At 63.3% G+C, this 24215-nt stretch carries 28 protein-coding genes; 12 read left to right on the forward strand and 16 right to left on the reverse strand.

Going from position 1 to position 24215, the window contains the following annotated elements; genetic code table 11:
• Positions 1-39: 39 nt before the first annotated feature.
• From lysM to YU3_RS36555, 3 genes are all read left to right on the forward strand, one after another.
• Positions 40-513: a peptidoglycan-binding protein LysM gene (gene lysM / locus YU3_RS0114665; protein WP_027166963.1), complete on the forward strand. Its 474-nt coding sequence runs from the start codon at positions 40-42 to the stop codon at positions 511-513.
• A 309-nt stretch (positions 514-822) separates the two neighbouring features.
• Positions 823-1440 carry an alpha-ketoglutarate-dependent dioxygenase AlkB gene (locus YU3_RS0114675; RefSeq protein WP_027166964.1) on the forward strand — a complete coding sequence of 206 codons (618 nt, stop codon included), beginning with the start codon at positions 823-825 and terminating at the stop codon, positions 1438-1440.
• Positions 1441-1507: 67 nt separating this feature from the next.
• Positions 1508-2722, forward strand: coding sequence for a glycosyltransferase family 87 protein (locus YU3_RS36555; protein WP_051333946.1), 1215 nt, complete (start codon positions 1508-1510; stop codon positions 2720-2722).
• A 21-nt stretch (positions 2723-2743) separates the two neighbouring features.
• Here the strand turns inward: YU3_RS36555 and YU3_RS0114685 are convergent, their stop codons facing one another.
• The 13 genes from YU3_RS0114685 to hisB all read right to left on the reverse strand — a co-directional run bounded on the left by YU3_RS0114685 (position 2744) and on the right by hisB (position 12336).
• On the reverse strand, positions 2744-4135 hold the full coding sequence (locus YU3_RS0114685) for a hypothetical protein (RefSeq protein ID WP_156913468.1): 1392 nt from the start codon (positions 4133-4135) through the stop codon (positions 2744-2746).
• A 155-nt stretch (positions 4136-4290) separates the two neighbouring features.
• Complete coding sequence (locus YU3_RS0114690) at positions 4291-4728, reverse strand: GtrA family protein (protein ID WP_051333947.1); 438 nt, start codon at positions 4726-4728, stop codon at positions 4291-4293.
• Positions 4706-5398: a class I SAM-dependent methyltransferase gene (locus YU3_RS0114695; RefSeq protein ID WP_027166967.1), complete on the reverse strand. Its 693-nt coding sequence runs from the start codon at positions 5396-5398 to the stop codon at positions 4706-4708. Before YU3_RS0114695 ends, YU3_RS0114690 begins: the two co-directional genes overlap by 23 nt.
• A complete protein-coding gene (locus tag YU3_RS0114700) occupies positions 5398-6432 on the reverse strand; it encodes a glycosyltransferase family 2 protein (protein WP_156913469.1) in 1035 nt (344 codons plus the stop codon). Before YU3_RS0114700 ends, YU3_RS0114695 begins: the two co-directional genes overlap by 1 nt.
• Before the next feature lie 72 nt (positions 6433-6504).
• On the reverse strand, positions 6505-7464 hold the full coding sequence (gene coaA / locus YU3_RS0114705) for a type I pantothenate kinase (RefSeq protein WP_027166969.1): 960 nt from the start codon (positions 7462-7464) through the stop codon (positions 6505-6507).
• An 80-nt stretch (positions 7465-7544) separates the two neighbouring features.
• Complete coding sequence (locus YU3_RS0114710) at positions 7545-7868, reverse strand: phosphoribosyl-ATP diphosphatase (RefSeq protein ID WP_027166970.1); 324 nt, start codon at positions 7866-7868, stop codon at positions 7545-7547.
• A 72-nt stretch (positions 7869-7940) separates the two neighbouring features.
• Positions 7941-8735, reverse strand: coding sequence for an imidazole glycerol phosphate synthase subunit HisF (gene hisF, locus YU3_RS0114715; RefSeq protein WP_027166971.1), 795 nt, complete (start codon positions 8733-8735; stop codon positions 7941-7943).
• Positions 8732-9571, reverse strand: coding sequence for an arginase family protein (locus tag YU3_RS0114720; RefSeq protein ID WP_027166972.1), 840 nt, complete (start codon positions 9569-9571; stop codon positions 8732-8734). The genes hisF and YU3_RS0114720 overlap by 4 nt, the downstream gene beginning before the upstream one ends.
• On the reverse strand, positions 9568-10314 hold the full coding sequence (hisA, locus tag YU3_RS0114725; protein ID WP_027166973.1) for a 1-(5-phosphoribosyl)-5-[(5-phosphoribosylamino)methylideneamino]imidazole-4-carboxamide isomerase: 747 nt from the start codon (positions 10312-10314) through the stop codon (positions 9568-9570). The genes YU3_RS0114720 and hisA overlap by 4 nt, the downstream gene beginning before the upstream one ends.
• A 2-nt stretch (positions 10315-10316) precedes the next feature.
• A complete protein-coding gene (locus YU3_RS0114730) occupies positions 10317-10610 on the reverse strand; it encodes a DUF1330 domain-containing protein (RefSeq protein ID WP_027166974.1) in 294 nt (97 codons plus the stop codon).
• Positions 10610-11260 carry an imidazole glycerol phosphate synthase subunit HisH gene (hisH, locus tag YU3_RS0114735; RefSeq protein WP_027166975.1) on the reverse strand — a complete coding sequence of 217 codons (651 nt, stop codon included), beginning with the start codon at positions 11258-11260 and terminating at the stop codon, positions 10610-10612. Before hisH ends, YU3_RS0114730 begins: the two co-directional genes overlap by 1 nt.
• A 1-nt stretch (position 11261) precedes the next feature.
• The gene (locus tag YU3_RS0114740) at positions 11262-11735 is read right to left on the reverse strand and encodes a DUF2628 domain-containing protein (RefSeq protein ID WP_027166976.1); all 474 of its coding nucleotides are present in this window, start codon (positions 11733-11735) and stop codon (positions 11262-11264) included.
• A 4-nt stretch (positions 11736-11739) separates the two neighbouring features.
• A complete protein-coding gene (hisB, locus tag YU3_RS0114745; RefSeq protein WP_036258586.1) occupies positions 11740-12336 on the reverse strand; it encodes an imidazoleglycerol-phosphate dehydratase HisB in 597 nt (198 codons plus the stop codon).
• Positions 12337-12550: 214 nt separating this feature from the next.
• Between hisB and hslV the strand changes: the two genes are divergently transcribed.
• The 5 genes from hslV to YU3_RS0114770 all read left to right on the forward strand — a co-directional run bounded on the left by hslV (position 12551) and on the right by YU3_RS0114770 (position 16723).
• Positions 12551-13102 (forward strand): ATP-dependent protease subunit HslV, encoded by a 552-nt coding sequence (gene hslV / locus YU3_RS0114750; RefSeq protein WP_027166978.1) that lies wholly within the window; start codon positions 12551-12553, stop codon positions 13100-13102.
• Positions 13103-13153: 51 nt separating this feature from the next.
• Entirely contained in the window at positions 13154-13678 is a 525-nt protein-coding gene (locus tag YU3_RS0114755) for a GNAT family N-acetyltransferase (protein WP_027166979.1), read from the forward strand.
• A gap of 4 nt (positions 13679-13682) precedes the next feature.
• The gene (locus YU3_RS0114760) at positions 13683-14282 is read left to right on the forward strand and encodes a DUF2585 domain-containing protein (protein WP_027166980.1); all 600 of its coding nucleotides are present in this window, start codon (positions 13683-13685) and stop codon (positions 14280-14282) included.
• Positions 14283-14284: 2 nt separating this feature from the next.
• Positions 14285-15595 carry an ATP-dependent protease ATPase subunit HslU gene (gene hslU / locus YU3_RS0114765; protein ID WP_027166981.1) on the forward strand — a complete coding sequence of 437 codons (1311 nt, stop codon included), beginning with the start codon at positions 14285-14287 and terminating at the stop codon, positions 15593-15595.
• Between the two features lie 168 nt (positions 15596-15763).
• A complete protein-coding gene (locus YU3_RS0114770) occupies positions 15764-16723 on the forward strand; it encodes a DUF1402 family protein (RefSeq protein WP_027166982.1) in 960 nt (319 codons plus the stop codon).
• A gap of 248 nt (positions 16724-16971) precedes the next feature.
• On the opposite strand, the gene YU3_RS0114775 is transcribed toward YU3_RS0114770, so the two are convergent.
• The 3 genes from YU3_RS0114775 to YU3_RS0114785 are packed head-to-tail and all read right to left on the reverse strand — an operon-like array spanning position 16972 to position 19676.
• Entirely contained in the window at positions 16972-18201 is a 1230-nt protein-coding gene (locus YU3_RS0114775; RefSeq protein ID WP_036258510.1) for an FAD-dependent oxidoreductase, read from the reverse strand.
• Positions 18202-18218: 17 nt separating this feature from the next.
• Positions 18219-18533: a MocE family 2Fe-2S type ferredoxin gene (locus YU3_RS0114780; RefSeq protein WP_027166984.1), complete on the reverse strand. Its 315-nt coding sequence runs from the start codon at positions 18531-18533 to the stop codon at positions 18219-18221.
• Between the two features lie 36 nt (positions 18534-18569).
• Positions 18570-19676 (reverse strand): fatty acid desaturase family protein, encoded by a 1107-nt coding sequence (locus YU3_RS0114785; protein WP_027166985.1) that lies wholly within the window; start codon positions 19674-19676, stop codon positions 18570-18572.
• Between the two features lie 175 nt (positions 19677-19851).
• On the opposite strand from YU3_RS0114785, the gene YU3_RS0114790 reads away from it, so the two are divergent.
• The 4 genes from YU3_RS0114790 to YU3_RS0114810 all read left to right on the forward strand — a co-directional run bounded on the left by YU3_RS0114790 (position 19852) and on the right by YU3_RS0114810 (position 24192).
• Positions 19852-20883: a LacI family DNA-binding transcriptional regulator gene (locus YU3_RS0114790; RefSeq protein ID WP_027166986.1), complete on the forward strand. Its 1032-nt coding sequence runs from the start codon at positions 19852-19854 to the stop codon at positions 20881-20883.
• Positions 20884-21225: 342 nt separating this feature from the next.
• The gene (locus YU3_RS0114800; RefSeq protein WP_027166987.1) at positions 21226-22167 is read left to right on the forward strand and encodes a sugar ABC transporter substrate-binding protein; all 942 of its coding nucleotides are present in this window, start codon (positions 21226-21228) and stop codon (positions 22165-22167) included.
• Positions 22168-22327: 160 nt separating this feature from the next.
• Entirely contained in the window at positions 22328-23404 is a 1077-nt protein-coding gene (locus YU3_RS0114805) for an ABC transporter permease (protein ID WP_027166988.1), read from the forward strand.
• A 2-nt stretch (positions 23405-23406) separates the two neighbouring features.
• Positions 23407-24192 (forward strand): ATP-binding cassette domain-containing protein, encoded by a 786-nt coding sequence (locus YU3_RS0114810; protein WP_027166989.1) that lies wholly within the window; start codon positions 23407-23409, stop codon positions 24190-24192.
• Positions 24193-24215: the final 23 nt, after the last annotated feature.

A 24215-nucleotide genomic window follows, 5' to 3' on the forward strand; every position in this document is an offset into this window, starting at 1 on the left:
TGGCAAGCTCGGGTTGCTGCAACAGCGAGGAGACCAGCAATGGGTATTTTCGATTTCGTCAAAGGCGTCGGCAAGAAGCTCGGGCTTGGCGGCGACGACGAGGCATCGCCAAACGCGGACACGTTGAAGAAGGAGCTCGATTCGCACAGACTGGGCACGGACGGCGTCGAGGTTGCCGTTCAGGGCGATACCGCGGTGCTGAAGGGCACCGTCAAGGATCAGTCGGTCTTCGAGAAAGCGGTGATTGCCGTCGGCAACACGCTCGGCGTCTCCAAGGTGCAGGCGGACGAGCTGAAAGTCGCGCCCGAAGCCGGCAAGGCGGCGGCGCCGGCCAAGGAACCGACGCTCTATACGGTCCAGAAGGGCGATAACCTCTGGAAGATCGCCGAAAAACAGTACGGCAAGGGTAAGGGCGCGAAGAACAACATCATCTTCGAGGCCAACAAGCCGATGCTGACGCATCCCGACAAGATCTATCCCGGCCAGGTGCTGCGCATACCCGACCTCGCCTGAACCGGCGACCGGCTTGCAAGAACAGGAACGGCGGCTTTCGGGTCGCCGTTTCCGTTTGCCGGTGGCATGCTAATGCATGTCGCCCAGAAGTGTGCAGCGGTTCTGGGACAACGACATGCATAAAAACAAAGACCTAAAGCGTGTCGCCTGAATCCGTTTCAGCGCGACACGCTTTAGAGCCGGACGATTTGAGGTCGAAGCGACCAGAAATCATCCGGCTCTAAAGCAAAGAGATAGAGCATGATGTCGTCCGAAAACCGCTTCATACTTTCGGCATCATGCTGTAGCGCGGATAAACCGGATCGACCCATGCTCGTTCTGCCCAAAGGCGTCCGCCATATGCCGGGCTACATCGCCCGCCCCGCCCAGGAGGCGCTGGTCGAGGAGATCCGGCGCGTCGTGCAGGCGGCGCCCCTCTACGTGCCGGCCATGCCGCGCACCGGCAAGGAGATGAGCGTGCGCATGACCAATTGCGGCGCGCTTGGCTGGGTGACCGACAAGGAGCGCGGCTATCGCTACCAGCCGACGCATCCGGTGACCGGCGAGCCCTGGCCGCCGATCCCCGAGGCGCTGCTGAAAATATGGCGCGAAGTCTCGGCCTACCCGCATCCGCCCGAGGCCTGCCTGGTCAACTTCTATGCGGCGGATGCCAAAATGGGCCTGCACCAGGACCGCGACGAGAAGGATTTCGCCGCGCCCGTGGTGTCGGTCTCGCTGGGCGACGACTGCCTGTTCCGGGTCGGCCAGGACAGGCGCGAGGGCGGCACGAAATCGTTCAGGCTGAAGAGCGGAGACGTCGTCGTTCTCGGCGGCGAGGGGCGCCTCGCCTTCCATGGCGTCGACCGCATCTACCCCGCGACGTCGGCCCTCTTGAAGAATGGCGGCCGCATCAACCTGACGCTGCGGCGGGTGACGGAGCCCGGCTGACAATGCCCGCGGCAACGCGATTTTAAGGACAGCCCAGCTACAACCTTGGTTCGAAACCGAGGTCGTTATGGAACCGAATTGGATCAAGACCCGAAGCCTCTTGGACGTGGCCATCGTCACGGTCGTATCGATCATCGCTCTGTGGATGGCCGAGATCTACCTGAGCATGTTGTGGAACCTGAACAGCAAAGGTTTTTCCGAACTTTCGCACAGGCTTCCGTATTGGGACTTCACCAATCTCTGGGCTGGTTCCCGCATGGCCATCGACGGCCATGTTGCTACCCTCTTCGACGTGGACGCCTACCGCGCGGCGCTGCGCGACATGTTCTCGCCCGACCTTCCCAATCAGGAATGGAGCTATCCGCCGAACATCCTTCTGCTCGGCGTTCCGCTTGCGACCCTGCCGATCCTGCCTGCCTACCTGGTCTGGACGATTGGAACCGTTCTGTGCCTGTGGCTGGCTATCCGGCCGCTGAAGCTCGGAGCGGCCCTGGAACTGGCGATTGTCTTGAGTCCGGCCGTTATCTGGAACTCGGTATTCGGCCAGAACGGCGCGCTGACGACTGCCCTGTTGATTGGAGGCCTCGCTGTGGTGCCAAAGCGCCCGCTGTTGGCCGGGGTTCTGTTCGGCCTGCTGACGATAAAGCCGCATCTCGGCATTCTCGTGCCTTTCTGCCTGCTCGCCAGCGGCAATTGGCGAGCCATTCTCGCGGCCATCGGGACCGCCGCCCTGATCGCCGTCGCCACCGGCCTGTTCTTTGGCTTCGACGTCTGGCGGCTGTTCCTGACCGAGACCCGTCCCTTGATGACGTCGATCATGGAGGCGCCTTATCCGCAGCCCTATCACTACCATGCGATCACGGTGTTTTTCACGGCAAGGGCAATCGGCCTTGGCCTGACCGCTGCCTATGGCGTGCAAGCGGTCGCGGCCGTTGCCTCCATTGCCGCGGCGGTCTGGCTCTGGAGGCCGGGGCGCCTGGTTTCGCATCAGGAACGCGTGGCGCTTACCGCTGTCCTTGCAATCCTCGCCACGCCCTACGGCTACACCTACGACACGATCGGTGTGGCCGTGGCGGTAGCGATGCTCGCCACAATGACGTCAAGGCCACCTCGGCTGATCCTGGCGATTTGCTGGCTCTGGCCTTTCCTCGTGCATGTGTTCGCGCATCGTGGATATTGCATCGGCGTCCTGATTCCACTGTTCCTCGCCGCGTGGATGCTGCTTTCGATATGGACGACAGGCCGCAAGACCGAACTCTCCGGGGAGCCGTCCCTGGCGTAGGGTTCAAGGCTACGCTGCGGTTCACTCCGCCTGGCCGATTCCAGCGCTGCGCAGCAGCACCTGCACCTCATCGTCTTCGGCAATCGGCTGGTAGTTTCGCATGAAGTTGACGTAATCCTGCCGCCGCGAAAGCTCCGCGGTCCAGTCCTTGTCGGCTTTCTGAACGACTATCACGGTAGGCCGCTTGGTTTGGAGTTCGGCGAGCTTATCGTCGATGTAACGATCCGCGACCTGTCGGTAATGATCCGCGGCGGCCTTGTTGCCGTTCCGGGCCTCGATCACCGAAAAATAGAGCGCATATCCGCCAAGCCAGTCGCTGCAATAGCTCGAGGCCCATCGCCCGCCAAGCATGCGTGCCAGCGGATGGCCCGCCGCAATATCGGAACCGACAAGCGCGATGGTCGGCTGCCGAACCGCGGACTTGATCTTGGCGACAAGCTCGGCATCTGGTTTCAGCGTTCCCATGAATGGGATGGCGGCGGCTATGGTGATGGCGGCCAGCAGCACCTTGTGCCCCAGTTCCACCGGCGGGCCTGGCGACTTGTATGTCGTCGGGTCGACTTGTGACGTCCTCAAGAGGAGCGCCGCCAGAATCAGGCTGAACGCCGGAAAAGCATGATAGGACCAGCCCTTGGCCTGGTAGATCAGCGGCACGGTCGCGGCCAGCGAAGCGAGCGTGAACACCATGACCAGCGGCGACAACGGCAATCCCGGCCGAAGGAAGCGCAGCATCACGAGCGCGATCACATAGACCGGCACATAGGTCGTCAGCAGCGCCCGCATGTTCTCTATCCGCATATAGGTGTCGGCCAGCATCGGATAGATGACGCTCAGGAATTCCGGATAGAAATGCTGCACGGCAACGACATAGGCGGCGCAAACCAGGCCGATCACCCAGTATTCCATGGCGAGAAGCGTCCGGATCGACCGGCGATTCCAGGCCGCATAAAGCGCTGGAACAAGCACGACCACCGCGTAATAGGGCTTCACCAGAACCAGTACGCTGCCGCCAAGCCCGGCAAGAACCGCCGTCCAAAGACTTGGTACGCGTCCTTCGATCGGCGCCGCGCGCCACGCCGTCAGCACCAGCAACGGCAAAAATAGCGCTATCCCCAATTGCTCGCGCTGGGTGAAAGCATTGCCCGGGAAAATCACCAGCAGGGCCAGGAACAGAGGCAACATCGGAAACAGCGCGCGGTTCTCGGCAAATCCGGCCCGCCTGGCGATCAGCGCGGCAAGACCTAACCCTGCCAGGCAGATCGCATAGCTGTAGACGTGAACCGAGATTTCCGGTGGCACGCCCAGCTGATGCGCAAGCGCTACGGCCGGCATGAACATCCATGGCGTGAACGGCGGGTTGGTTTCGATCAGATCGACATACAGCCGATCTCCGGCGAGCATTCGCTCGCACATGGTAATTATCCAACTGGTGTCTGTTATGACGCCCCATCGGGTCTGCCAGGCCACGGCCACCGCGAGGACCGCTATGAGCGACACAAATGTCCAAAGCCGTTTTTTCAAGACGGACGCTGCGGCCGATTCCTCAACGAAACGGTCCTGAAGCATGCTCATTCCGAGCAACTCCCTGGTCTGGCGAGGGCTCTTGCGAAAACCCAGTGGCGGAGCACCACATAATTGACGAGCGGGACGAGCAGGCTGGTCAGCGCGATGGGAACCTGTACCGGCAGGCCGAGCCATTGCGACAGTACGGCAGGGAGCGCAAAGGACGTCGCCAGGCCGGCCAGTGTCAGAACCGCGAAGCGCGGCACTTCGAAACGGTGCGCTCCGCGGGAAACAAACGTGAAATACTTGTGTCCGGCATAGGAGAAGACCGCGGCAAGCCCATAGGCGAGCACCGAGCCCATGGCCGGGTTCAAAGGCATGGCCGCGGCCGCCGAAAAGCTGGCCGCCAGCAAGGCGTATATCAGCGTCGCTCCGATGCCGATCACCAGGAACCGGCCCGGTCGACCGCCCGCTCGCAACTCAGACACGGCCGCTGCAGACATACTGCGCTCCAAGCGGCGCCCGCGAGAACCAGCCTTCGGCCTTGCGCGCAACGGGGTTGGCGAAAGGAAGCAGCAGGAAATGCCTGCCGTCGATCTCGCCGAGCCCGGCGGCCTTCAACAGTCGGCCGGCTTTGCGCCTGCTGATCAGCACGGCGTCCTCGTCGAAGGGACAACGAAGCACCGCCAGCCGGGTCAAGGGATTGAAGGGATTATGTTCGATGATGCAGACGGCGCCGCCTGGCCGCACGACACGCCGCATCTCGGCGAAAAAGCCGGCCCATTGCTGCGGCGGCACGTGATGGACGACACAGACGGCAAATGCCAGGTCGAAGCTGCCATCCGAATAGGGCAATAGCGGACCGGGATAGGTCCTGTAGGCGACCCATGGGTTTTCGTCACGGGCGCGAGCCACGGATTCCGCTGATATGTCGCAACCGTCCAAGGTCGAGAAAAGCGGTCGCACATAGGGATGCAGCGCTCCGACGCCGCAGCCGACATCGAGCGCCCGAACACCGGCCGGATGCTTGGCGAGACCGCGCTCGGCAATGAGCCGGGCCAGGGGTTCGACCTTGGCTTGCAGGAAGAAGTCGTGCTTCAGGCCGGAGAAGCTGATCGAGTCGTCGACGGTCCTGTTGTAGCTAGACCGGTATTGATCGAAGAGCGCCACCATCAGCCGAATCTTCTGTCGCGCGTCGACGGTGACGCCGTTGGCTGGCTTCGGCTTTCGGCGGCCGCCTTCACGGCTTCCTCAAAGCCAGTCAGGCGATCGACCACATAAAGCGGTCTCCGCTTCACCTCAGCGTGGATGCCGCCGACATAGAGGCCGATGATGCCGGTCATGAAGAGATTGATGCCGGACAGAAAGGAAATGATCATGACCGTCGATGTCCAGCCATGGACCACGCCGCTGGCAAACAGCCAGGAAAACAGGGCATAGACGCCAAGCAGCGCGGCAAAGCAAGAAATGGCTAGGCCCGACCACAGCGCCAGCCGCAAAGGCTTGTCGGAAAAGCTGATGACGCCATGGACCGCCAGCCGCAGCATTTTCCAGAACGGATATTTGGTTTCGCCGGCCGCCCGCTCTGGTCGCTCGAACGACACCGCCGTTTGCTTGAAACCCATCCAGCCGAACATGCCGCGCACGAAGCGGTCGCGCTCGGGCATCTGCTTGAATGTCTCCAGAGCCTTTCTTCCCACGAGCCGGAAATCGCCGACGTCGCGTGGGATGGTCACCGAGGTCATCTGTTCGAGGGCGCGGTAGAAGAGGCTGGCGCTCGCACGCTTGAACAGCGTTTCACCCTCGCGTTTGGTGCGGCGGGCATAGACGATCTCATAGCCTTCCTTCCATTTGGCGATGAGGTCGAGCACCACTTCAGGCGGATCCTGCAAGTCCGCATCCATGACGACCACGGCATCGCCGGCAGCCGCGTCCATGCCGGCGGTGATGGCGATCTGGTGGCCGAAATTGCGCGACAGTTCGATCAGCCGGAGGCGTGGATCCGAGGCGGCCATGCCGCGCAGGAAGATGACGCTTGTGTCCCGGCTGCCGTCGTCGACGAAGATAGCCTCGGCGCTGGCGTCGAGCTTGTCGAGCAGCGCTGTAATACGCCGGACGAGCAGCGGCAGCACCGCCTCTTCGTTGAAGATCGGAATGACCAGGGAATAGACCGGGGCTTCGCCCGCGGCATTGCTCGCGTTGATCACCTGTTGCTCCCAACCCCGCCGGAGTTGGGCACAACCTATTTGGGATTGCCTAAGGTGCCGTTAACCGGATGGTCACAGCTTCCTCAGCGCCACTTCCTCGATCAGGTGGTTGGTGCCCTTGCGCAGGATGAGATCGGCCCGCGCCCTGGTCGGCAGGATGTTCTCGCGCAGGTTCTTGAGGTTGATGTTGGCCCAGAGTCCCTCGGCTATGGCCCGCGCGGCATCCTCGGAGAGTTGCGAATAGCGGTGGAAGAAGGAGTCCGGATTGCGGAAGGCGGTCTCGCGCAGCCGCATGAAGCGCTGGATGTACCATTGATGGATCAGCTTCTCGTCGGCATCGATATAGATGGCGAAGTCGAAGAAGTCGGACAGGAACGGCACGATCTTGCCGTCTTTCGGCAGCTTGCCGGGCTGCAGCACGTTGATGCCTTCGAAGATCAATATGTCGGGACGGTCGATGGTGACGAACTCGCCGGGGATGACGTCGTAGGTCAGGTGCGAATAGACCGGCGCGCGGACACTGCTTTGCGCCGACTTCATGCCGGACAGGAACCTGAGCAGCGCGCCGACGTCGTAGCTCTCGGGGAACCCCTTGCGCTCCATCAGGTTCTCGCGGCGCAGGATCTCATTGGGCAACAGGAAGCCGTCGGTGGTGATGAGGTCGACCTTCGGGCTTGACGGCCAGCGTGCCAGAAGCTCCTTCAGCACGCGCGCCGTGGTCGACTTGCCGACTGCGACCGAGCCGGCAATGCCGATGATGAAAGGCGTCTTGACGACATCCTGCGCGTTGAAGAAAGCCTGGCGCTGCCGGAACAGAAGCTGGCTTGCCTCGACATGGGCCGAGAGCAGCCGCGACAGCGACAGATAGATGCGCTTGACCTCTTGGAGGTCGACCGGATCGTTGAGCGAGCGCAGCCGATCGATCTCGTCCTCGGTCAGCGTCAGCGGCGTATCGGCGCGGAACTGCGACCATTGCTCGGCGGAGAAGAATCGGTAGGGGGAATATTTCTCGGTAGGAGCAAGCTGGTCCATCGAGTCTCCTGCCCTCCTAGAGCATGACGCCGGAAAGTGGGAAGCGGTTTTCGGGCGACATCATGCTCTATCCGTCTCTTTCAACCCTTTGACCGGGCTGCCTTTTCGGCGATGCCCGAACGGCCGGTGCGGCCTTCGAGCTCCTTGAGCACGTCGTCCAGGGGAACCCCTGCGATGCCGAGGACGACCAGCCAATGATATATAAGATCGGCGCTTTCCGAAACGAGGGTTTTCTTGTCCCCCTTGATGGCGGCAATTACCGTCTCGACCGCCTCCTCGCCGAGTTTCTGCGCCGCCATGTCCATGCCCTTGGCGAACAGCTTCGCCGTCCACGAGTCCGGATCGCCGGAATGGGCGCGCTGATCGATGATCGTTTCAAGCTCGGCGAGCGAAAAGTCTGCCATGACAGTCATCTATCTACTTGTTTAAGCATGATCTTTTCCGAAAACCGGGCCCCCGCTTTTCGGGATCATGCTTTAAGCCCGATGAGCCGCCGAGTCCAGCCGCATCGGCAGGCCGGCTCTGGCCATATGCGCCTTGGCCTCGGCGATCGTGTAGGTGCCGAAATGGAAGATCGAGGCGGCAAGCACGGCACCGGCATGGCCGTCGCGGATGCCTTCGACCAGATGATCGAGCGTTCCGACGCCGCCCGATGCGATCACCGGCACGCGCACCGCGTCGGCGATCGCGCGTGTCAGCGCAATGTCGTAGCCGGCCTTGGTGCCGTCGCGGTCCATCGAGGTGAGCAGGATCTCGCCGGCGCCGCGCTCGACCATGCGTCTGGCGAAGTCGACCGCGTCGACGCCCGTCTTCTCGCGTCCGCCATGGGTGAAGATCTCCCAGCGGTCGGCCTCGCCTTGCGCGGACACCTTCTTGGCGTCGATCGCCACGACGATGCACTGGTTGCCGAACTTGTCGGCGGCCTCCGCGACGAAATCCGGGTTCATCACCGCTGCCGTGTTGATCGATACCTTGTCGGCGCCGGCCAGGAGCAGCTTGCGGATGTCGGCCACCTGGCGCACGCCGCCACCGACGGTGAGCGGCATGAAGCATTGCTCGGCCGTCCTGGCGACCACGTCGAAGATCGTCTCGCGGTTGTCCGACGATGCGGTGATGTCGAGGAAGCAGAGCTCGTCGGCTCCCGCCGCGTCATAGGCCTTGGCGGCTTCGACCGGATCGCCGGCATCGACGAGGTCGACGAAATTGACGCCCTTGACCACGCGGCCGTTCTTGACGTCCAGGCAAGGGATGACGCGGGCCTTGAGCATCACTTGCCTTCCAGGGTCGAGAGCAGGTCGACCACCAGCTCGCCGACCAGCGGCGGCACGTCGCCTTTGGGGTCGAAGGCCGGATCGTAGGCCGAAATGGTCAGCCCGGCGATGCTGAGCGGGCCGGCGAGGCCGCACATCGCGGTGCGCACCTGGTCGGGCGCCGGGCCGCCGGGCGTGGTGTAGCGGTTGGCTTGCAGCTTCTCGGGGTCGTGCACGTCGAGGTCGACATGCATGTGGACTTGCCGTGCGCCGTCTGCCTTCAGCCTTTGCGCCGCGCTCTTCCAGTCCGGACACTCGGTTCGGATGATCGGCAGCTTTTCCAGCAGCTCCTTCTCGGCGCTGTCGAGGTCGCGCGCATTGACCAGAACGCAGCGCGACGGATCGACCGGCTTGAAGCCGGGGATCTGGTTCGCCATCGGCCGCCAGCAGAGGCCGAGCACGGTGGCCAGCGCCATGCCGTCGAGGAAGCCGGTGGTGGAAGTCTCCGGCGTGTTGAGGTCGCCGTGCTGGTCGGCCCAGATGATGGCATCGGCGCCCGCGCCGGCCACGGCGCCGGCGCTGGTCAGGCAGTTGCCGGCCAGCACGATCGGAAACCGCTTCTTGTCCAGCGCGATGCGGACCTCGCCCGAAACGGCGTTGCAGACGGCAAAGCCGGTGCCGATCTCGCGCTCCTCTCCATCCTCGACCACCTTGCCGATGTCGTACACCTCGACATCGTGGCCGGCGAGCTTCAGCGCCTCGGCCAGTCCGCCCGAGATCAGCGCGTCCGGGCCCTGGCCGCAGCCGCCATGGAAATGGCCGCTGTCATAGGATGCCAGGATGATCGAAATATTCACGGTCTTGCCTCCGCCCTCTCGCCGCGCAGGATCGCCAGCGCCTCGGCCGGGTCGATACGCCCGTCATATAGGGCGCGGCCGGAGATCGCGCCTTCGAGTTTTTGCGCATCGGGCATGGTCATGCGCACGATGTCGGCAATCGAGGCGAGGCCGCCGGACGCGATCACCGGAATGGACACCGCCTCGGCGAGGCTGATCGTCGAATCCCAGTTGATGCCGGAAAGCACGCCGTCGCGGTCGATGTCGGTGTAGATGATGGCCGCCACGCCCGCGCCTTCGAATTTCTTCGCCAGCTCGATGACGCCGAGCTCGGAAGCCTCGGCCCAGCCTTCGACCGCCACCTTGCCGCCCTTGGCGTCGATGCCGACAGCGACCTTGCCCGGGAAAGCCTTGCAGGCTTGCTTGACCAGCCCCGGCTCGCGCACCGCGACCGTGCCCAGGATGACGCGGGCCAGGCCGCGATCCAGCCAATCCTCGATCTGCGGCAAGGTGCGGATGCCGCCGCCAAGCTGCACCGGATTTTTCGTGGCCTTGAGGATGGCGCCGACCGCGGCGCTGTTGACGCTCTGGCCCTTGAAGGCGCCGTTGAGGTCGACGACATGCAGCCACTCGAAGCCCTGCTCCTCGAAGGCCTTGGCCTGCGCGGCGGGGTCGTCATTGTAGATGGTGGCGGTGGCCATGTCGCCGTGTTTCAGGCGCACGCATTGGCCGTCCTTGAGGTCTATTGCCGGAAACAGGATCACGCTCAGGCGCCCTCGACGATGACGAAATGTCCAGTTGAAGCGGCGAGCCGGAATTTCGAGGCTTCCTGGTATTCGGGCGACTCATAGCAAGCGAGCGCTGTCTCATAGGACTCGAATTCCACCACCACATGGCGGTTCCCCGTCGGCCCCTCCGGACTGGTGTACCGACCGGCCCGGACCGGGAACTTCGCGCCATATTTGGCGAAGGCCCTCGCATTGGCTTCGATGTATTGCCTGTAGACTTCGGGATCGTGAACATCGATCAGCGCGATCCAATAGCCCTTCTTGGCTGTCATCAGGGCCTCCATTTCAGGAAATTGGTGATCAGCGCCAGGCCGAGCGCCTGGCTCTTCTCGGGATGGAACTGCGTGCCGGCAAGGTTGTCGCGGGCCACGGCCGCCGTCACTGCGCCGCCATAGTCTGCAGTCGCCAGGGTCTCGGCAGGGTTCGTTGCTTCCAGATGATAGGAATGGACGAAATAAGCATGCAGCCCCTTCGGGCCGGTCTCGATGCCGGAAAACAGCGGATGCCGGCGCGTGAGCTCGATCGTGTTCCAGCCGATCTGCGGGATCTTCAGCGCCGGATCAGACGGCGTGATCTCCTTGACGTCGCCCGCGATCCAGCCGAACCCTTGGGTGACGGTCTTCTCCAGCCCGCGTTCCGACATCAGCTGCATGCCGACGCAGATACCGAGAAACGGCCGCCCCTTGGCAATGGCGACTTCCTCTACCGCCTCCCACATGCCTGACACCGCGCGCAGGCCGGCGGCGCAGTCGGCATAGGCGCCGACTCCCGGCAGCACGATGCGATCGGCGGAACGCACACGCTCGGCGTCGGCCGTAAGCTCGATCGTTGCGGCAAGGCCCGCCTCATGCGCGGCGCGCTCGAAGGCCTTGGTGGCCGAGCGCAGATTGCCCGAGCCGTAGTCGATGATCGCTACCCGCATGTCAGGGCCTTCCGGGCGTGTGGGTCAGTCCCAGCGCCATGCCGGTTTGCGGCGGACGTGCCAGCGACGCATCCGGCACGATGCGCGGCATGGCTGCCTTCTCCTCGCCGTCGTCGCCGATTTCCAGCGCATGGCGCATCTCGGCATCGTCGAGATTGTCGGCCTCGACCACGCCCCATTCGCGCCAGCCGCGCCGGCGCAGAGCCGCGATGCGCAGCCCCCGGCCTTCGAAGCCGACATAGAGCGAGACCAGCAGCGAAAGCATCGATCCGGCCCATTCGAGCCCCAGCCTCTGACCGGCCACCGACAGGATCGCCATGACGACGAAGGTCAGTGCCGCCTCGATCCACAGCCGGTGCCAGGCAAGCCAGAGCGGCGCGACCAGGAAACCCAGCCAGGTGAAGCTGTCGCGCACGAGACTTGCGTCCTCGGCTTTGTTGCCGGCCGGCGGCTGCATCACGACATAGATCGCCATAGGGCTATCCTTTCAGGGACCCCTTGGTGGAAGGCACCGCGTCGGGCTGGCGCGGGTCGGGCTCCAGCGCCGCGCGCAGCACGCGCGCCACCGCTTTGAAGCAGGTTTCGGCGATATGATGGTTGTTGGCGCCGTAATGGTTGGTCACATGCAGCGTGATGCCGGCATTCTGCGCCAGCGCCTGGAAGAACTCGCGCACCAGCTCGGTGTCGAACGTGCCGATCTTCGGCGACGAGAAGGCGACGTTCCAGACCAGGAAAGGTCGGCCGGAGACGTCGATCGCAGCCCTGGTCAGCGTCTCGTCCATGGCAAGCTCGATCGAGGCATAGCGCATGATGCCGCGCCGCTCGCCCAGCGCCTTGCTCAGCGCCTGGCCGATCGCGATGCCGGTATCCTCGACCGTGTGGTGGTCGTCGATATGCAGGTCGCCCTTGGCCTTGATCGTCATGTCGATCAGCGAATGCCGCGACAGCTGGTCGAGCATATGGTCGAAGAAGCCGACGCCGGTCGAAATGTCGGCTTTGCCCTTGCCGTCGACATGGACGGAAACCGAAATCTCGGTTTCCCTGGTCTTGCGGCTGACTTCGGCGGAACGCGTCATCGCTTTGTCCTTATTGCCCTGCACGGAAGCTCCGGGGCTTGAAAACGAAAGCCTTCTATCAGCATGATCCGGCGATTGCCAGTTGCCATTCCGGCGGCAATCCGCCTTGCCGGAAGCGGTTTGCAATCGTTGGCCATGTGCATACATATGGCCGATCAAACTCACTCGTACCGCGCCAATCGCCTTCAAGGGATAGCGCGTATCGGAGCAACATATGTCGAATGAACTGACCATGCACGCCACGACCATCGTCAGCGTGCGCAAGGGCAACAAGGTCGTGATCGCCGGCGACGGTCAGGTCAGCCTTGGCCAGACGATCATGAAGGGCAACGCCCGCAAGGTGCGCCGCATCGGCAAGGGCGGCAGCGTCATTGCCGGCTTCGCCGGCGCCACCGCGGACGCTTTCACCTTGCTCGAGCGGCTCGAAGCCAAGCTCGAACAATATCCCGACCAGCTGACGCGCGCCTGCGTCGAGCTCGCCAAGGACTGGCGCACCGACCGCTACCTGCGCCGCCTCGAAGCGATGATGCTGGTCGCCGACAAGTCGGTCTCGCTGGCGCTGACCGGCAATGGCGATGTGCTGGAGCCCGAACATGGCATCATGGCCATCGGCTCCGGCGGCAATTATGCGCTGGCAGCGGCCCGCGCGCTGATCGACACCGACATGGATGCCGAGGCGATCGCCCGCAAGGCGATGCAGATCGCGTCCGATATCTGCGTCTACACCAACAACAACTTCGTCGTCGAAACGCTCGATGCCGCCTGATGCAGCTGGCCATGATCCCAAAAAGTGGGAACCCGGTTTTTGGAAGAGATCATGGCCGAACAAGAACACAGCTATGATTTTCGGCCGGTCACGGTTAAGGACCTGCCGATGATCGCGGGCTGGCTCAAAGAGCCGCATATGGCCGAATGGTGGGGCAATCCGGAGAAGGAAGTCGCCGAAATCCGCGAGCATATCGGTTCGGTCTCGGTGGAGCCGCTGATCGTCGAGCTCGACGGCAGGCCGATCGCCTACCTGCAAAGCTACGATCCGCATATGGAGGACGACCATCCTTATGCCGACCAGCCGTTCGGCACGCTGGGCATAGACCTGTCGATCGGGCCGCCGGAACTGGTCGGCATCGGCCATGGCTCGGCCATTGTGCGTCAGTTCGTCGAGGAGCTTTTCGAGGAAGGCGCGCCGCGCGTCATCATCGATCCGCATCCCGGCAATGCCCGCGCCATCCGTGCCTATGAGAAGGCCGGCTTCAGGCCGATCGGCCGCAGGCATTCGCAATATGGGGACGTCGTGCTGATGGCCGTCGATGCGGCCGAGGACGACGAAATTCTGGGGGACTGACCGAATGACCGCATCCGGAGAGGACAAGACGCTTTCGGCCTATGAAGACAGCTGGCGCATGGGCCTGCTGCTCGTGCTCGCTTTGGTCGTCTTCCAGGCAGGCGCCTTATACGGCATGGGCCATCCGCCGATCTGCACCTGCGGCTATGTCAAGCTCTGGCACGGCGTGGTCAACAGCTCGGAGAATTCCCAGCACATCGCCGACTGGTACACCTTCTCGCACGTCATCCACGGCTTCCTGTTCTATGCGCTGGCCTGGGCGCTTTTCCCGCGTTCGCCGGTCGGGCTGAGGCTCGCCTTCGCGGTCCTCATCGAAGGCGGCTGGGAGCTCCTGGAAAACAGTCCCTTCATCATCGACCGCTACCGCGCCGGCACCATCTCGCTCAACTATTACGGCGACTCGATCATCAACTCGGTGTCCGACACGCTGTTCATGGTGCTGGGATTTGTCATGGCGCGAAAGCTACCTATATCGGTGATCGTGGCCCTGGCGCTCATTTTCGAACTCGGCACGGGCTACATCATCCGGGACAATCTGACGCTCAACGTGATCATGCTGCTGCATCCGTTCGAGTCCATCAAGCAGTGGCAAAGTGGAATTTGAGTATGACCACCTTTTCTCCTCGCGAAATCGTTTCGGAACTCGACCGCTTCATCATCGGCCAGAAGGACGCCAAGCGCGCCGTGGCGATTGCCTTGCGCAACCGCTGGCGCCGCCAGCAGCTGGAAGGCCAGATGCGCGAAGAGGTGATGCCGAAGAACATCCTGATGATCGGCCCGACCGGCGTCGGCAAGACCGAGATCTCGCGCCGCCTGGCGCGGCTCGCCGGCGCCCCCTTCGTCAAGGTCGAGGCGACCAAGTTCACCGAGGTCGGCTATGTCGGCCGCGACGTCGAGCAGATCGTGCGCGACCTCGTCGAGGTTGCCATCGGCCTGGCGCGCGAAAAGATGCGCGGGGACGTCAGCGCGCGCGCCCAGATCAATGCCGAGGAGCGCGTGCTGGAAGCGCTTGTCGGCAAGACGGCGAGCCCGGCCACGCGCGATAGTTTCCGCAAGAAGCTGCGCGACGGCGAGCTCGACGACAAGGAGATCGAGATCGAGGTGGCCGACACCGGCACCGGCGGCATGCCCGGCTTCGAGATTCCCGGCATGCCCGGCGCCAATGTCGGCGTGCTCAACATCAACGACATGCTGTCGAAGGCGATGGGCGGCCGCAAGACCAAGACCCGCAAGACGACGGTGCGCGATTCCTACGCGCTGTTGGTCAACGACGAGTCCGACAAGCTGCTCGACCAGGACGAGGTGGTGCGCAGGGCGCTGGAATCGGCCGAGAATGACGGCATCGTCTTCCTCGACGAGATCGACAAGATCGCGGCCAGGAGCGACATTTCGGGCGGTCCGTCGCGCGAAGGCGTGCAGCGCGACCTGCTGCCGCTGGTCGAGGGCACGACTGTCGCGACCAAATATGGGCCGATAAAAACCGACCATATCCTGTTCATCGCCTCGGGCGCGTTCCACGTCTCCAAGCCGTCGGACCTGCTGCCCGAACTGCAGGGCCGCCTGCCGATCCGCGTCGAGCTGCGCGCGCTGGAGAAGTCCGATTTCGTCCGCATCCTCACCGAGACGGAGGCGAGCCTGATCAAGCAGTATATCGCGCTGATGAAGACCGAAGGCGTCGAGCTGACATTTACGGACGACGCCATCGATTCGCTCGCCGGCATCGCCGTCGACCTCAACGCCAGCGTCGAGAATATCGGCGCGCGGCGCCTGCAGACGGTGATGGAACGCGTGCTGGACGAGATTTCCTACGACGCGCCGGACCGCAACGGCACCGCCGTGACCATCGACGCCGCCTATGTCGAGAAGCATGTCGGCGACCTGTCGCGCAACACCGACCTGTCGCGGTTCATCCTTTGAGATTCGATTTCGGGCCGGCTTGACTGCCGGCCCGAATTTTCTGGCCCACCAACCAAAGTGTGGCCAAATGGAAGCATCGGGCCACCATTCTTGGCGGCAGGCTTAAGCCCTCTCTCGACTCTCCGGTGCGCTTTACCTAGTTTGCCGCGGATTCAAAGGCGGCGGCGCATGAAGAAACTGATTGTCCTTGTTCTAGGCCTGGCGTTGGCATCGATTGTGGCGACGGCGAATGCCGCGACCATGGTGCCGTCGGGAAACCGCAACAGCGTGCAACCCGACATTCCTGGCGCGTCCAGCCGGCGCACCCAGGCGACCAACACCACCTTCCAGGCCAAGTACCGCAAGGTCTATGCGCTGCTGCAGAACGACGCCGACCTTCGCGCCAAGATCAGGAAGGCGGCGGCGGCCTACGGCATCGACCCCATGCATATCGTCGGCGCCATCGTCGGCGAGCATACCTACAATGTCGACGCCTATGACCGGTTGCAGACCTATTACGTCAAGGCGATCTCCTACCTGTCGAGCAAGCTCACCTTTGCCTATGACGGCGAGGACGTCAGCGATTTCATCCAGCGGCCGGAATTCAAGAAATGCGACGGCATGCACGACAGCTACGATCTGTGGGAATGCCGCGAGCAGGTGTGGAACCACGCTTTCCGCGGCAAGACCGTCGGCGGCGAGGATTTCCCCAACGACCGCTTCGGCGCCACCTTCTTCCAGCCTTACTATGCTGGCCAGACCTTCGGTCTCGGCCAGCTCAACCCGCTGACGGCGCTGCAGATGAGCGACCTCGTGCACAAGGTCTCCGGCCTGCCCGAGCTCGACGTCAGCGATCCCAACGCGGTCTACAAGACCATCATGGATCCAGACCTCACGCTGCCCTACGTCGCCGCGACCATCAGGAAGTCGATCGACGCCTATCGCAGCATTGCCGGCTTCGACATTTCGAAAAATCCGGGCCTGACCGCCACGCTCTACAACGTCGGCAATCCCGAACAGCGCGCCTATGCGCTGAAGGCGGAGAACGACAAGCGCCGCGCCGAAGGCGAACCGGAAAAGCTGCCCGAGGAGAACTATTACGGCTGGCTGGTCAACGACAAGCTGGATGAGCTGAAGACGCTGTTTTAGGGCGCTGAGGTTGACGGCGGATCACGCGGGGATTGATTGGCGAGCGTTTGCGCTGCCCCTCATTGTCCTGCCGGGCATTTCTCCCCGTGAACGGGGAGAAAGAAGCTGTGTCAACGCTTTCGCCAAACTCGAGCGTTGCGAAATGGGCGCCGACGGCCGCTAAAGTCCCCTTCTCCCCGTTCACGGGGAGAAGATGCCGGCAGGCAGATGAGGGGCGGCGCCAACGTTTGTAATTAAGCCCGACAGCCTCACGCCGCCAGCAGCGATTTCAGCTTGACTGCCTGCGAGCCGAGCGCCTCGGGTGCCGGGCTGGCCCGCTTGGCGATCAGCATCTCCGCCAGGCGGATGTCACGCGCCACGGCATTGCCGGGCCCGATGCCGCTGGCGGCCACAAGCCTGTCGTTCTCGGCGAGATGGAACAGGATGAAGGCGCCGTCGTCGAGGTCGCGCCGCACGATTGAGCGGCCCTCGTCCGAAAGCCCGGCGATCTGCAGCGTCAGCCCGTATTGATCCGACCAGAACCACGGCACGGCGGCATGCGCCTCATTAGCGCCGAGCATATTGTTCGCGGCGAGCGCGCCCTGCTCCTGTGCGTTGCGCCAGGCTTCGAGGCGGACGCGCCGTCCACCATAGATGGCGAGCGGGAACGAGCAGCAATCGCCGGCGGCGAAGATATCCGGATCGGCCGTCTGCAGCCGCTCGTCGACGGCGATGCCGTTGTCGATTGTGAGCCCCGCTTCGGCGGCAAGCCCCGTCACCGGTATGGCGCCGATACCGATGACCGCCAGATCGGCCACGATCTTCTGCCCGTCGGCCAGCGTGATGCCGACCTCGGCGCCATCATCGGCTATCGTCGCGATGCCCTGGCCGGCGCGGATCGAAACGCCCTCGGCCTCATGCGCCTTGTGGATGATCTCGGCGATCTCGGCCGGCACGCCGCGCATCAGGATGCGCGGCTGCGCCTCGATGACCGTGACCGTGGCGCCGAGCCTGCGCGCCGCGGCGGCAAGCTCCAGGCCGATGAAGCCGCCGCCGATGATGGCGACGCGATTTCCGGCGCTGAGATGGGCGCGGATGGCCAGCGCGTCGTTGAAGGTCCTCAGATAAACGCAGCGTGGCCCGATACCCGGCATCGGCAGCTTGCGCGGCACCGATCCGGTCGCCAGCAGCAGCTTGCCGTAGGAAAGGGAAGATCCGTCCGACAGGCGCACGACATGCGCGGCACGGTCGATCGCAACGGCGCGGACGGAATGGATGTGACGGATCGAGCGTTCGGCGAAAAGCTCGTCGGTGGCGATCGCCTTGATGGCCGGGGCCTCGCCGGTCATGGCTTCCTTCGACAGCGGCGGCCGCTCATAGGGCAAATGCGGCTCGTCGCCGACCAGCGTCACCGGCCCTTCATAACCGAGATCGCGCAGCGCAAGCGCGGCGCGCCCGCCGCATTCGCCGGCGCCGATGATCACCATTCCTCTCGTCATCCCCGCCTGCATGGCTCTCACCCGACTTGAATGAGGACCTTGCCGGCGTCGACCTTGACCGGATAGGTCTTCAGGTTGACGCAGGCCGGCGCGCCGCGCGCCGCACCGGTCTTGTAGTTGAAGCGGCCATTATGCTTCGGGCACTCGATGATGTCGTCCATCACCAGCCCGTCGGCCAGATGCACCTTCTCATGCGTGCACAGCCCTTCGGTCGCGAAATATTCATCGTCCGGGCTGCGATAGATGGCGAAGCTACGGCCAGCATGGTCGAACCGCATCACGTCTTCTTCGTCGATGTCTCCGGCCGCGCAGGCCTCGACCCAGTCGCTCATCTCGTCCTCCCGCGAAATCCTGAATTTTCGTGAGCCTCATTCCGCGGCGGCGGCCATCGGAATGTCGTTATGCAGTTCCTCGCGATAGGGCCGCGCCGTCGGCGGCAGCTCGCGCTTGATGAAATAGTCCTCGTTGCGCAGCTGGCGCAGGAACGCCGGGATCATTTCGCGGTAGCCGGCCAGGATCGACGGCGTCGGCGCCGGCAGGTCGTGCTTGATCATGTCATGCAGCTTAGGCAGCGCGTGATAGGGCACCATCGGGAACATGTGGTGCTCCACATGGTAGTTCATGTTCCAGTAGATGAAGCGGCTGATCGGGTTCATTAGCACGGTGCGGCTGTTCAGGCGGTGGTCGATGACATTGTCGGCGAGGCCGCCATGCTGCAGCAGGCCGGTCATGACATGATGCCAGGCGCCGTAGAGGCGGGGCAGGCCGACAAGCATCAGCGGCAGCCATGAATGCAAATAGAGCGCCAGCGCGATGGTCGCGATGTAGATGGCGAGCCAGATACGGGCCACGCGGATCGCCTTCGGCTGCTCCTGCTCCGGAATGAAGGTCTTTTCGGCGGCACTGACGACGCCGGCGGCATTGCGCGCCATGTCGGTCATCGCATGCCAGGCGTCGAGGATGCCGAAGAAATTCAGGACCACGCGCAAAAGGTCCGGCGGCCGCATGACGGCGATCTCCGGGTCGCGGCCGACGATGATGGTGTCGGTATGGTGGCGCGTGTGGCTCCAGCGCCAGGTCACCGGATTGCGCATGATCATGAAGCAGGCGAGCTGGTAGACGGCATCGTTCATCCACTGCGTGCGGAAGGCCGTGCCGTGGCCGCATTCGTGCCAGCGGGAATCGGTCGAGGAGCCGTAGAGCGTGCCATAGACGAAGAAGAACGGCACGCACCACCAACTGCCCCAGAACCAGGCGCCGCCCGCGCCGCTGAGGATCAGCGCCCCGAGCCAGATGACGGTGTCGCGGATCGCCGGCTGGTCGGAGCGCTGCATCAGCGCCTTCATCTGCTTGCGCTGGATTTCCGTGTGATACCACTCGGCCGCCGCGAGCCCGTTCTCGACCGCGAGCTTGGCGTCTCGCCCGGTCAGGCTGTAGTCGCGCGGCGACGCCGCCGAAGACGTGATTGCCGTCATTGGGGTTCCTCCGCCAGCGCCTCGGCGAACCGCCCGACCATGCGGGGGTCGCGCATCGCTGGCTTTCGACTTCAGCATAGGCGCAGGCTCTGATAGTCTCAACATCACAAAGATAGTTTCTATCATTTCCTATCAGAACGAGATATCCTGAGTCGGACAAGCGAGGAAAGCATTCATGGCAAAGCGGCCGACCATTACCGATCTCGCGCGCGCCTCGGGCGTCAGCGTCGCCACCGTCGACAGGGTGCTGAACAGCCGCTTGCCGGTGCGCAAGGAGACTGCGCGCCGGGTCTACGAGGCCGCCACCGAGATCGGCTATCACGCGGCGGGCTTGATCAAGCAGCGCATGCGCCAGGAATTGCCGGAATACCGGCTCGGCTTCCTGTTGCTCAGGGGCAATGATGTCTTCTACGGCGATTTCGCCAGGGAGCTCGAATTGGCGGTTGTGCAGTCGCAACGGTTCCGCGGCACCGCGACGATCGACTTCGCCGCTTCGCTGGCGCCCGACGAGATCGCCGGCCAGATGCGCAGGCTGGCGGCCAAATCGAGAGCGATCGCCGTCGTCGGCCCGGATCATCCGACGCTGACGGCGGTCGTGGAGACGCTGAAGGCGAGGGGGCAGCCGGTCTTCTCGCTGCTGTCTGATTTTGCCGCTGGCATCCGCGAGGGCTATGTCGGGCTCGACAACCGCAAGGTCGGGCGCAGCGCGGCATGGATGATTGCCAAGGCGGCAGGAAAACCAGGCAAGGTCGCGCTCTTCGTCGGCAGCCACCGCTTCCACGGCCATGAACTGCGCGAGATCGGCTTCCGCTCCTTCTTTCGCGAGCACGCGCCGGACTTCACCGTGATGGAGACGCTGGTCAACCTCGAGGCCAACGATGTGACGCATGATGCCATGCTCGACCTTTTGGCGCGCCATCCCGATCTCGTCGGCTGCTATGTCGCCGGCGGCGGCATGGAGGGCGCGGTCTCGGCGCTGAGGACGGCGAACCCGGCGGATATGCCGGTCGTCATCTGCAACGAAATCAACGCCACGTCGCGCGCGGCGCTCGCCGACAACATCCTCACCATGGTGATCTCCACACCGCTTGCGGCGCTTTGCCGGGAACTCGTGGGGCTGATGGCGCATGCCATCGAAAGCGGCGCCGCCAATGCGCCGGGGCAGACCTTCCTGCCCTTCGACATCTATCTGCCGGAAAACATCTAGCTGCACACCATGATAGAATCCATCAGGCTGATGGATTCTATCATGGTGCTTCGCCGGGATTCAGGCGCAGATTTCGACGATCGTGGTCCTCCCGATGGTGCCGGCGATCGAAAAACCGGCGGCCTCGGTCGGAATCGCCCTTGACGTTTCCAAAACGAAATGGAATAAATATTTCACTAACTAGGCTTTTTGGTTCTTTCGTTCCGGAACGTCTATTCGAACGGAGGACGAGGCGTTCCATCGAATTGGCAACGCCGCATGGCCGCAGGGAGAGATTCTCCGGGCAAACCGGGGATTCCGGTTCAATGGGTGCAGCCGGACACCAAGTGGAGGAGAGATAAAATGAAGAAACTGCTTTTGGGCGTCGCGCTTTCGGCGCTGATGTGTTCATCCGCCTTCGCCGCCAAGATCGGCGTGTCGATGGCCAAATTCGACGACAACTTCCTGACCGTGCTGCGCAACGGCATGATCGCGCAGGCCAAGGGCATGAGCGGTGTCGAACTGCAGGTCGAGGACGCGCAGAACGACGTCGCCAAGCAGCTCGACCAGATCAAGAACTTCGCCGCCTCGGGCGTCGACGCCATCATCGTCAACCCGGTCGACACCTCGGCCACGCAGGCGATGTCGGATGCTGCGGCTGCCGCCAAGATCCCGCTGGTCTACGTCAACCGCGAGCCGGTCAATGTCGACAAGCTGCCGGACAACCAGGCCTTCGTCGCCTCGAACGAGGCCGATTCCGGCACGCTCGAGACCAAGGAAGTCTGCCGCCTGTTCACCGAAGCCGGCAAGAAGGAAGCCAATGTCTATGTGATCATGGGCGAACTGTCGAACCAGGCGGCCGTGCAGCGCACCAAGGACATCGACAACGTGATAGCCACGCCGGAGTGCAGCTTCATCAAGATCATCGACAAGCAGACGTCGAACTGGAACCGCGACGAAGCGCAGAACCTGATGACCAACTGGCTCTCGACCGGCAAGCCGTTCGACGGCGTCATCGCCAACAATGACGAAAGCGCCATCGGTGCCATCCAGGCGATGAAGGCCGCCAACGTCGACATGAAGTCGGTCGTCGTCGGCGGCGTCGATGCCACCCAGGACGCGCTGGCGGCAATGCAGGCTGGCGACCTCGACGCAACGGTCTTCCAGGACGCCGCCGGCCAGGGTGCCGGGGCCCTCGATGCGGCGCTGAAGCTCGCCAAGGGCGAGAAGGTGGAGCACAAGGTCTATGTGCCCTTCCAGCTTGTCACGCCGGCCAACATCGACAAGTTCCTGAAGAAGAACTGAGGCTGGCGGCTCGCGGAGCAATTCCAGGGCGGTTTCCGTCCGGAATTGCGTTAAAATGAAAACAGAGCGGCGCACCAGATAACCACAACGGCGCCGCTCCTGTTCTTCCCCACCGCCCGAACGGTCGGCAGGGCAGGTGCGGCCTGACGGAGGACAAGACGTGGCACAGACATCTCATGGCGTCGGCGGGCTCAGCTACGATGCGAAGAAGCGCGCATGGCCGGCCGAATTCAACGTGTTCCTCGCGCTCATCATTCTCGTTGTCGTCTTCGAATTGATCGGCCGCGTCTTTCTCGGCGACAGCTTCCTGTTCAACACCCGAAGTGACGTTGGCGGCCTCTTCAACCAGGCGCGCCTGCAGATCATCATCCTGCAGGTGTCGATTGTCGGCATCATCGCCATCGGCGTGACGCAGGTGATTATCACCGGCGGCATCGACCTGTCCTCGGGCTCGATCGTCGGCGCCACCGCCATGATCGCCATGAGCTTCGCGCAGGTGGCGACGGTCAATGGCAACCCCAATCCCAAGGCGATGTTCCTGGCCCAGGGCTGGACCGACCTGCCGGTCATCGTGCCGGTTCTGGTCGCGGTCGGCTGCGGCCTGATCGCCGGCCTGATCAACGGTTCGTTGATCGCCTACACGCGCATTCCGCCCTTCATCGCCACGCTTGGCATGATGATCACCGCGCGCGGCATCGCCAAATGGTGGTCGAAGGGCCAGCCGATCTCGTTTCCCACCGACAGTTTCGCCGCCATCAGCACGGGCTCGCGACCGGTCGTCATCTTCCTGGCGCTGGCCGTGCTGTTCCAGCTGATCCTGACCTATACGCGCTACGGCAAGCATTGTTATGCCATCGGCTCCAATGAAGACGCCGCGCGCATGTCCGGCATCAAGATCGCCAACCACAAGATCCTCGTTTACACGATCGCCGGCATCCTTGCCTCGCTCGCCGCGGTCGTGCTCTGCTCCAAGAACCTGACCGCGCAGTCGGGCATGGGGGTGATGTACGAACTCGACGCCATCGCCATGGCGGTCATCGGCGGCGTCTCGCTGTCGGGCGGCCGCGGCTCGATCATCGGCACGGTGATCGGCGCGCTGATCTTCGGCGTCATCATCTCCGGCTTCACCTTCCTGCGCCTCGACGCCTACTATCAGGAGATGGTCAAGGGCGTGATCATCGTCGGCGCGGTCGTTCTCGATCAATGGCGTCAACGCATGCGGGCATTGAGGGCTTGACCATGCCAGATATCTCCACGACAGACATCGTTCTGAAGACCGAAAACCTCACCAAGCGCTATGGCGGCGTGCAGGCGCTCGAAGGCGCGAATTTCGAGCTGCGCAAGGGCGAGCATGTCGCCATCATGGGCGACAACGGCGCGGGCAAGTCGACCTTCGTGCGCCAGATTACCGCCGTCGAGCAGCGCACCGACGGCAAGATCTGGTTCGACGGCAAGGAAGTGAACTTCAACGGCCCGATCGAGGCGCGCGAGGCTGGCATCGAGACCGTGTTCCAAAATCTGGCATTGGCCGACGATCTCGACGTGCCGTCCAACCTGTTCCTCGGCCGCGAAAAGGTGCTGTTCAACCTCGGTCCGTTCTCGATCCTCGACCGCAGATATATGCGCAAGGCAACTGAAGCGGCGCTGGTGCGCACGGCGGTGAAGATCCCGAACCTTTCCAGCACCATCCGCCACATGTCGGGCGGCCAGCGCCAATGCGTGGCGATCGCCCGGACGGCGACCTTCGCCTCCAAGCTGATCATCATGGACGAGCCGACGGCGGCGCTCGGCGTGCAGGAAACGGCGCAGGTCGAAAACATCATCCGCACGCTGAAGGCAAACGGCGAGCCGCTGATCCTGATCAGCCACAACATGCGCCAGGTCTTCGACCTTTGCGATCGTATCGTCGTCTTCCGGCGCGGCCGCATCGTCGCCAATCTGCGCAAGGAGAATACCGACGGCAACGATATCGTCTCCTACATCACCGGCGCCAAGACCGGGGAGGCGGAACTGGCGGCCGCCTGATATTCACGACGGCGGATCGAACC

It is taken from the genome of Mesorhizobium sp. WSM3224 (genome assembly GCF_000427725.1).
Classification (GTDB): domain Bacteria; phylum Pseudomonadota; class Alphaproteobacteria; order Rhizobiales; family Rhizobiaceae; genus Mesorhizobium.

Bases quoted from the DNA above. Each gene is read 5' to 3' on its own strand.
- YU3_RS36555 (WP_051333946.1), top strand. From the start codon at position 1,508: ATGGAACCGAATTGGATCAAGACCCGAAGCCTCTTGGACGTGGCCATC.
- YU3_RS0114690 (WP_051333947.1), bottom strand. From the start codon at position 4,728: ATGTCTGCAGCGGCCGTGTCTGAGTTGCGAGCGGGCGGTCGACCGGGC.
- YU3_RS0114775 (WP_036258510.1), bottom strand. From the start codon at position 18,201: ATGACGAGAGGAATGGTGATCATCGGCGCCGGCGAATGCGGCGGGCGC.
- YU3_RS0114790 (WP_027166986.1), top strand. From the start codon at position 19,852: ATGGCAAAGCGGCCGACCATTACCGATCTCGCGCGCGCCTCGGGCGTC.
- YU3_RS0114755 (WP_027166979.1), top strand. From the start codon at position 13,154: ATGGCCGAACAAGAACACAGCTATGATTTTCGGCCGGTCACGGTTAAG.
- YU3_RS0114710 (WP_027166970.1), bottom strand. From the start codon at position 7,868: ATGGCAGACTTTTCGCTCGCCGAGCTTGAAACGATCATCGATCAGCGC.
- lysM (WP_027166963.1), top strand. From the start codon at position 40: ATGGGTATTTTCGATTTCGTCAAAGGCGTCGGCAAGAAGCTCGGGCTT.
- YU3_RS0114695 (WP_027166967.1), bottom strand. From the start codon at position 5,398: ATGGTGGCGCTCTTCGATCAATACCGGTCTAGCTACAACAGGACCGTC.
- hslV (WP_027166978.1), top strand. From the start codon at position 12,551: ATGTCGAATGAACTGACCATGCACGCCACGACCATCGTCAGCGTGCGC.
- YU3_RS0114770 (WP_027166982.1), top strand. From the start codon at position 15,764: ATGAAGAAACTGATTGTCCTTGTTCTAGGCCTGGCGTTGGCATCGATT.
- hisB (WP_036258586.1), bottom strand. From the start codon at position 12,336: ATGACGCGTTCCGCCGAAGTCAGCCGCAAGACCAGGGAAACCGAGATT.
- YU3_RS0114675 (WP_027166964.1), top strand. From the start codon at position 823: ATGCTCGTTCTGCCCAAAGGCGTCCGCCATATGCCGGGCTACATCGCC.
- coaA (WP_027166969.1), bottom strand. From the start codon at position 7,464: ATGGACCAGCTTGCTCCTACCGAGAAATATTCCCCCTACCGATTCTTC.
- YU3_RS0114810 (WP_027166989.1), top strand. From the start codon at position 23,407: ATGCCAGATATCTCCACGACAGACATCGTTCTGAAGACCGAAAACCTC.
- hslU (WP_027166981.1), top strand. From the start codon at position 14,285: ATGACCACCTTTTCTCCTCGCGAAATCGTTTCGGAACTCGACCGCTTC.
- YU3_RS0114760 (WP_027166980.1), top strand. From the start codon at position 13,683: ATGACCGCATCCGGAGAGGACAAGACGCTTTCGGCCTATGAAGACAGC.
- YU3_RS0114785 (WP_027166985.1), bottom strand. From the start codon at position 19,676: ATGACGGCAATCACGTCTTCGGCGGCGTCGCCGCGCGACTACAGCCTG.
- YU3_RS0114780 (WP_027166984.1), bottom strand. From the start codon at position 18,533: ATGAGCGACTGGGTCGAGGCCTGCGCGGCCGGAGACATCGACGAAGAA.
- hisH (WP_027166975.1), bottom strand. From the start codon at position 11,260: ATGCGGGTAGCGATCATCGACTACGGCTCGGGCAATCTGCGCTCGGCC.
- YU3_RS0114800 (WP_027166987.1), top strand. From the start codon at position 21,226: ATGAAGAAACTGCTTTTGGGCGTCGCGCTTTCGGCGCTGATGTGTTCA.
- YU3_RS0114730 (WP_027166974.1), bottom strand. From the start codon at position 10,610: ATGACAGCCAAGAAGGGCTATTGGATCGCGCTGATCGATGTTCACGAT.
- YU3_RS0114685 (WP_156913468.1), bottom strand. From the start codon at position 4,135: ATGTGCGAGCGAATGCTCGCCGGAGATCGGCTGTATGTCGATCTGATC.
- YU3_RS0114740 (WP_027166976.1), bottom strand. From the start codon at position 11,735: ATGGCGATCTATGTCGTGATGCAGCCGCCGGCCGGCAACAAAGCCGAG.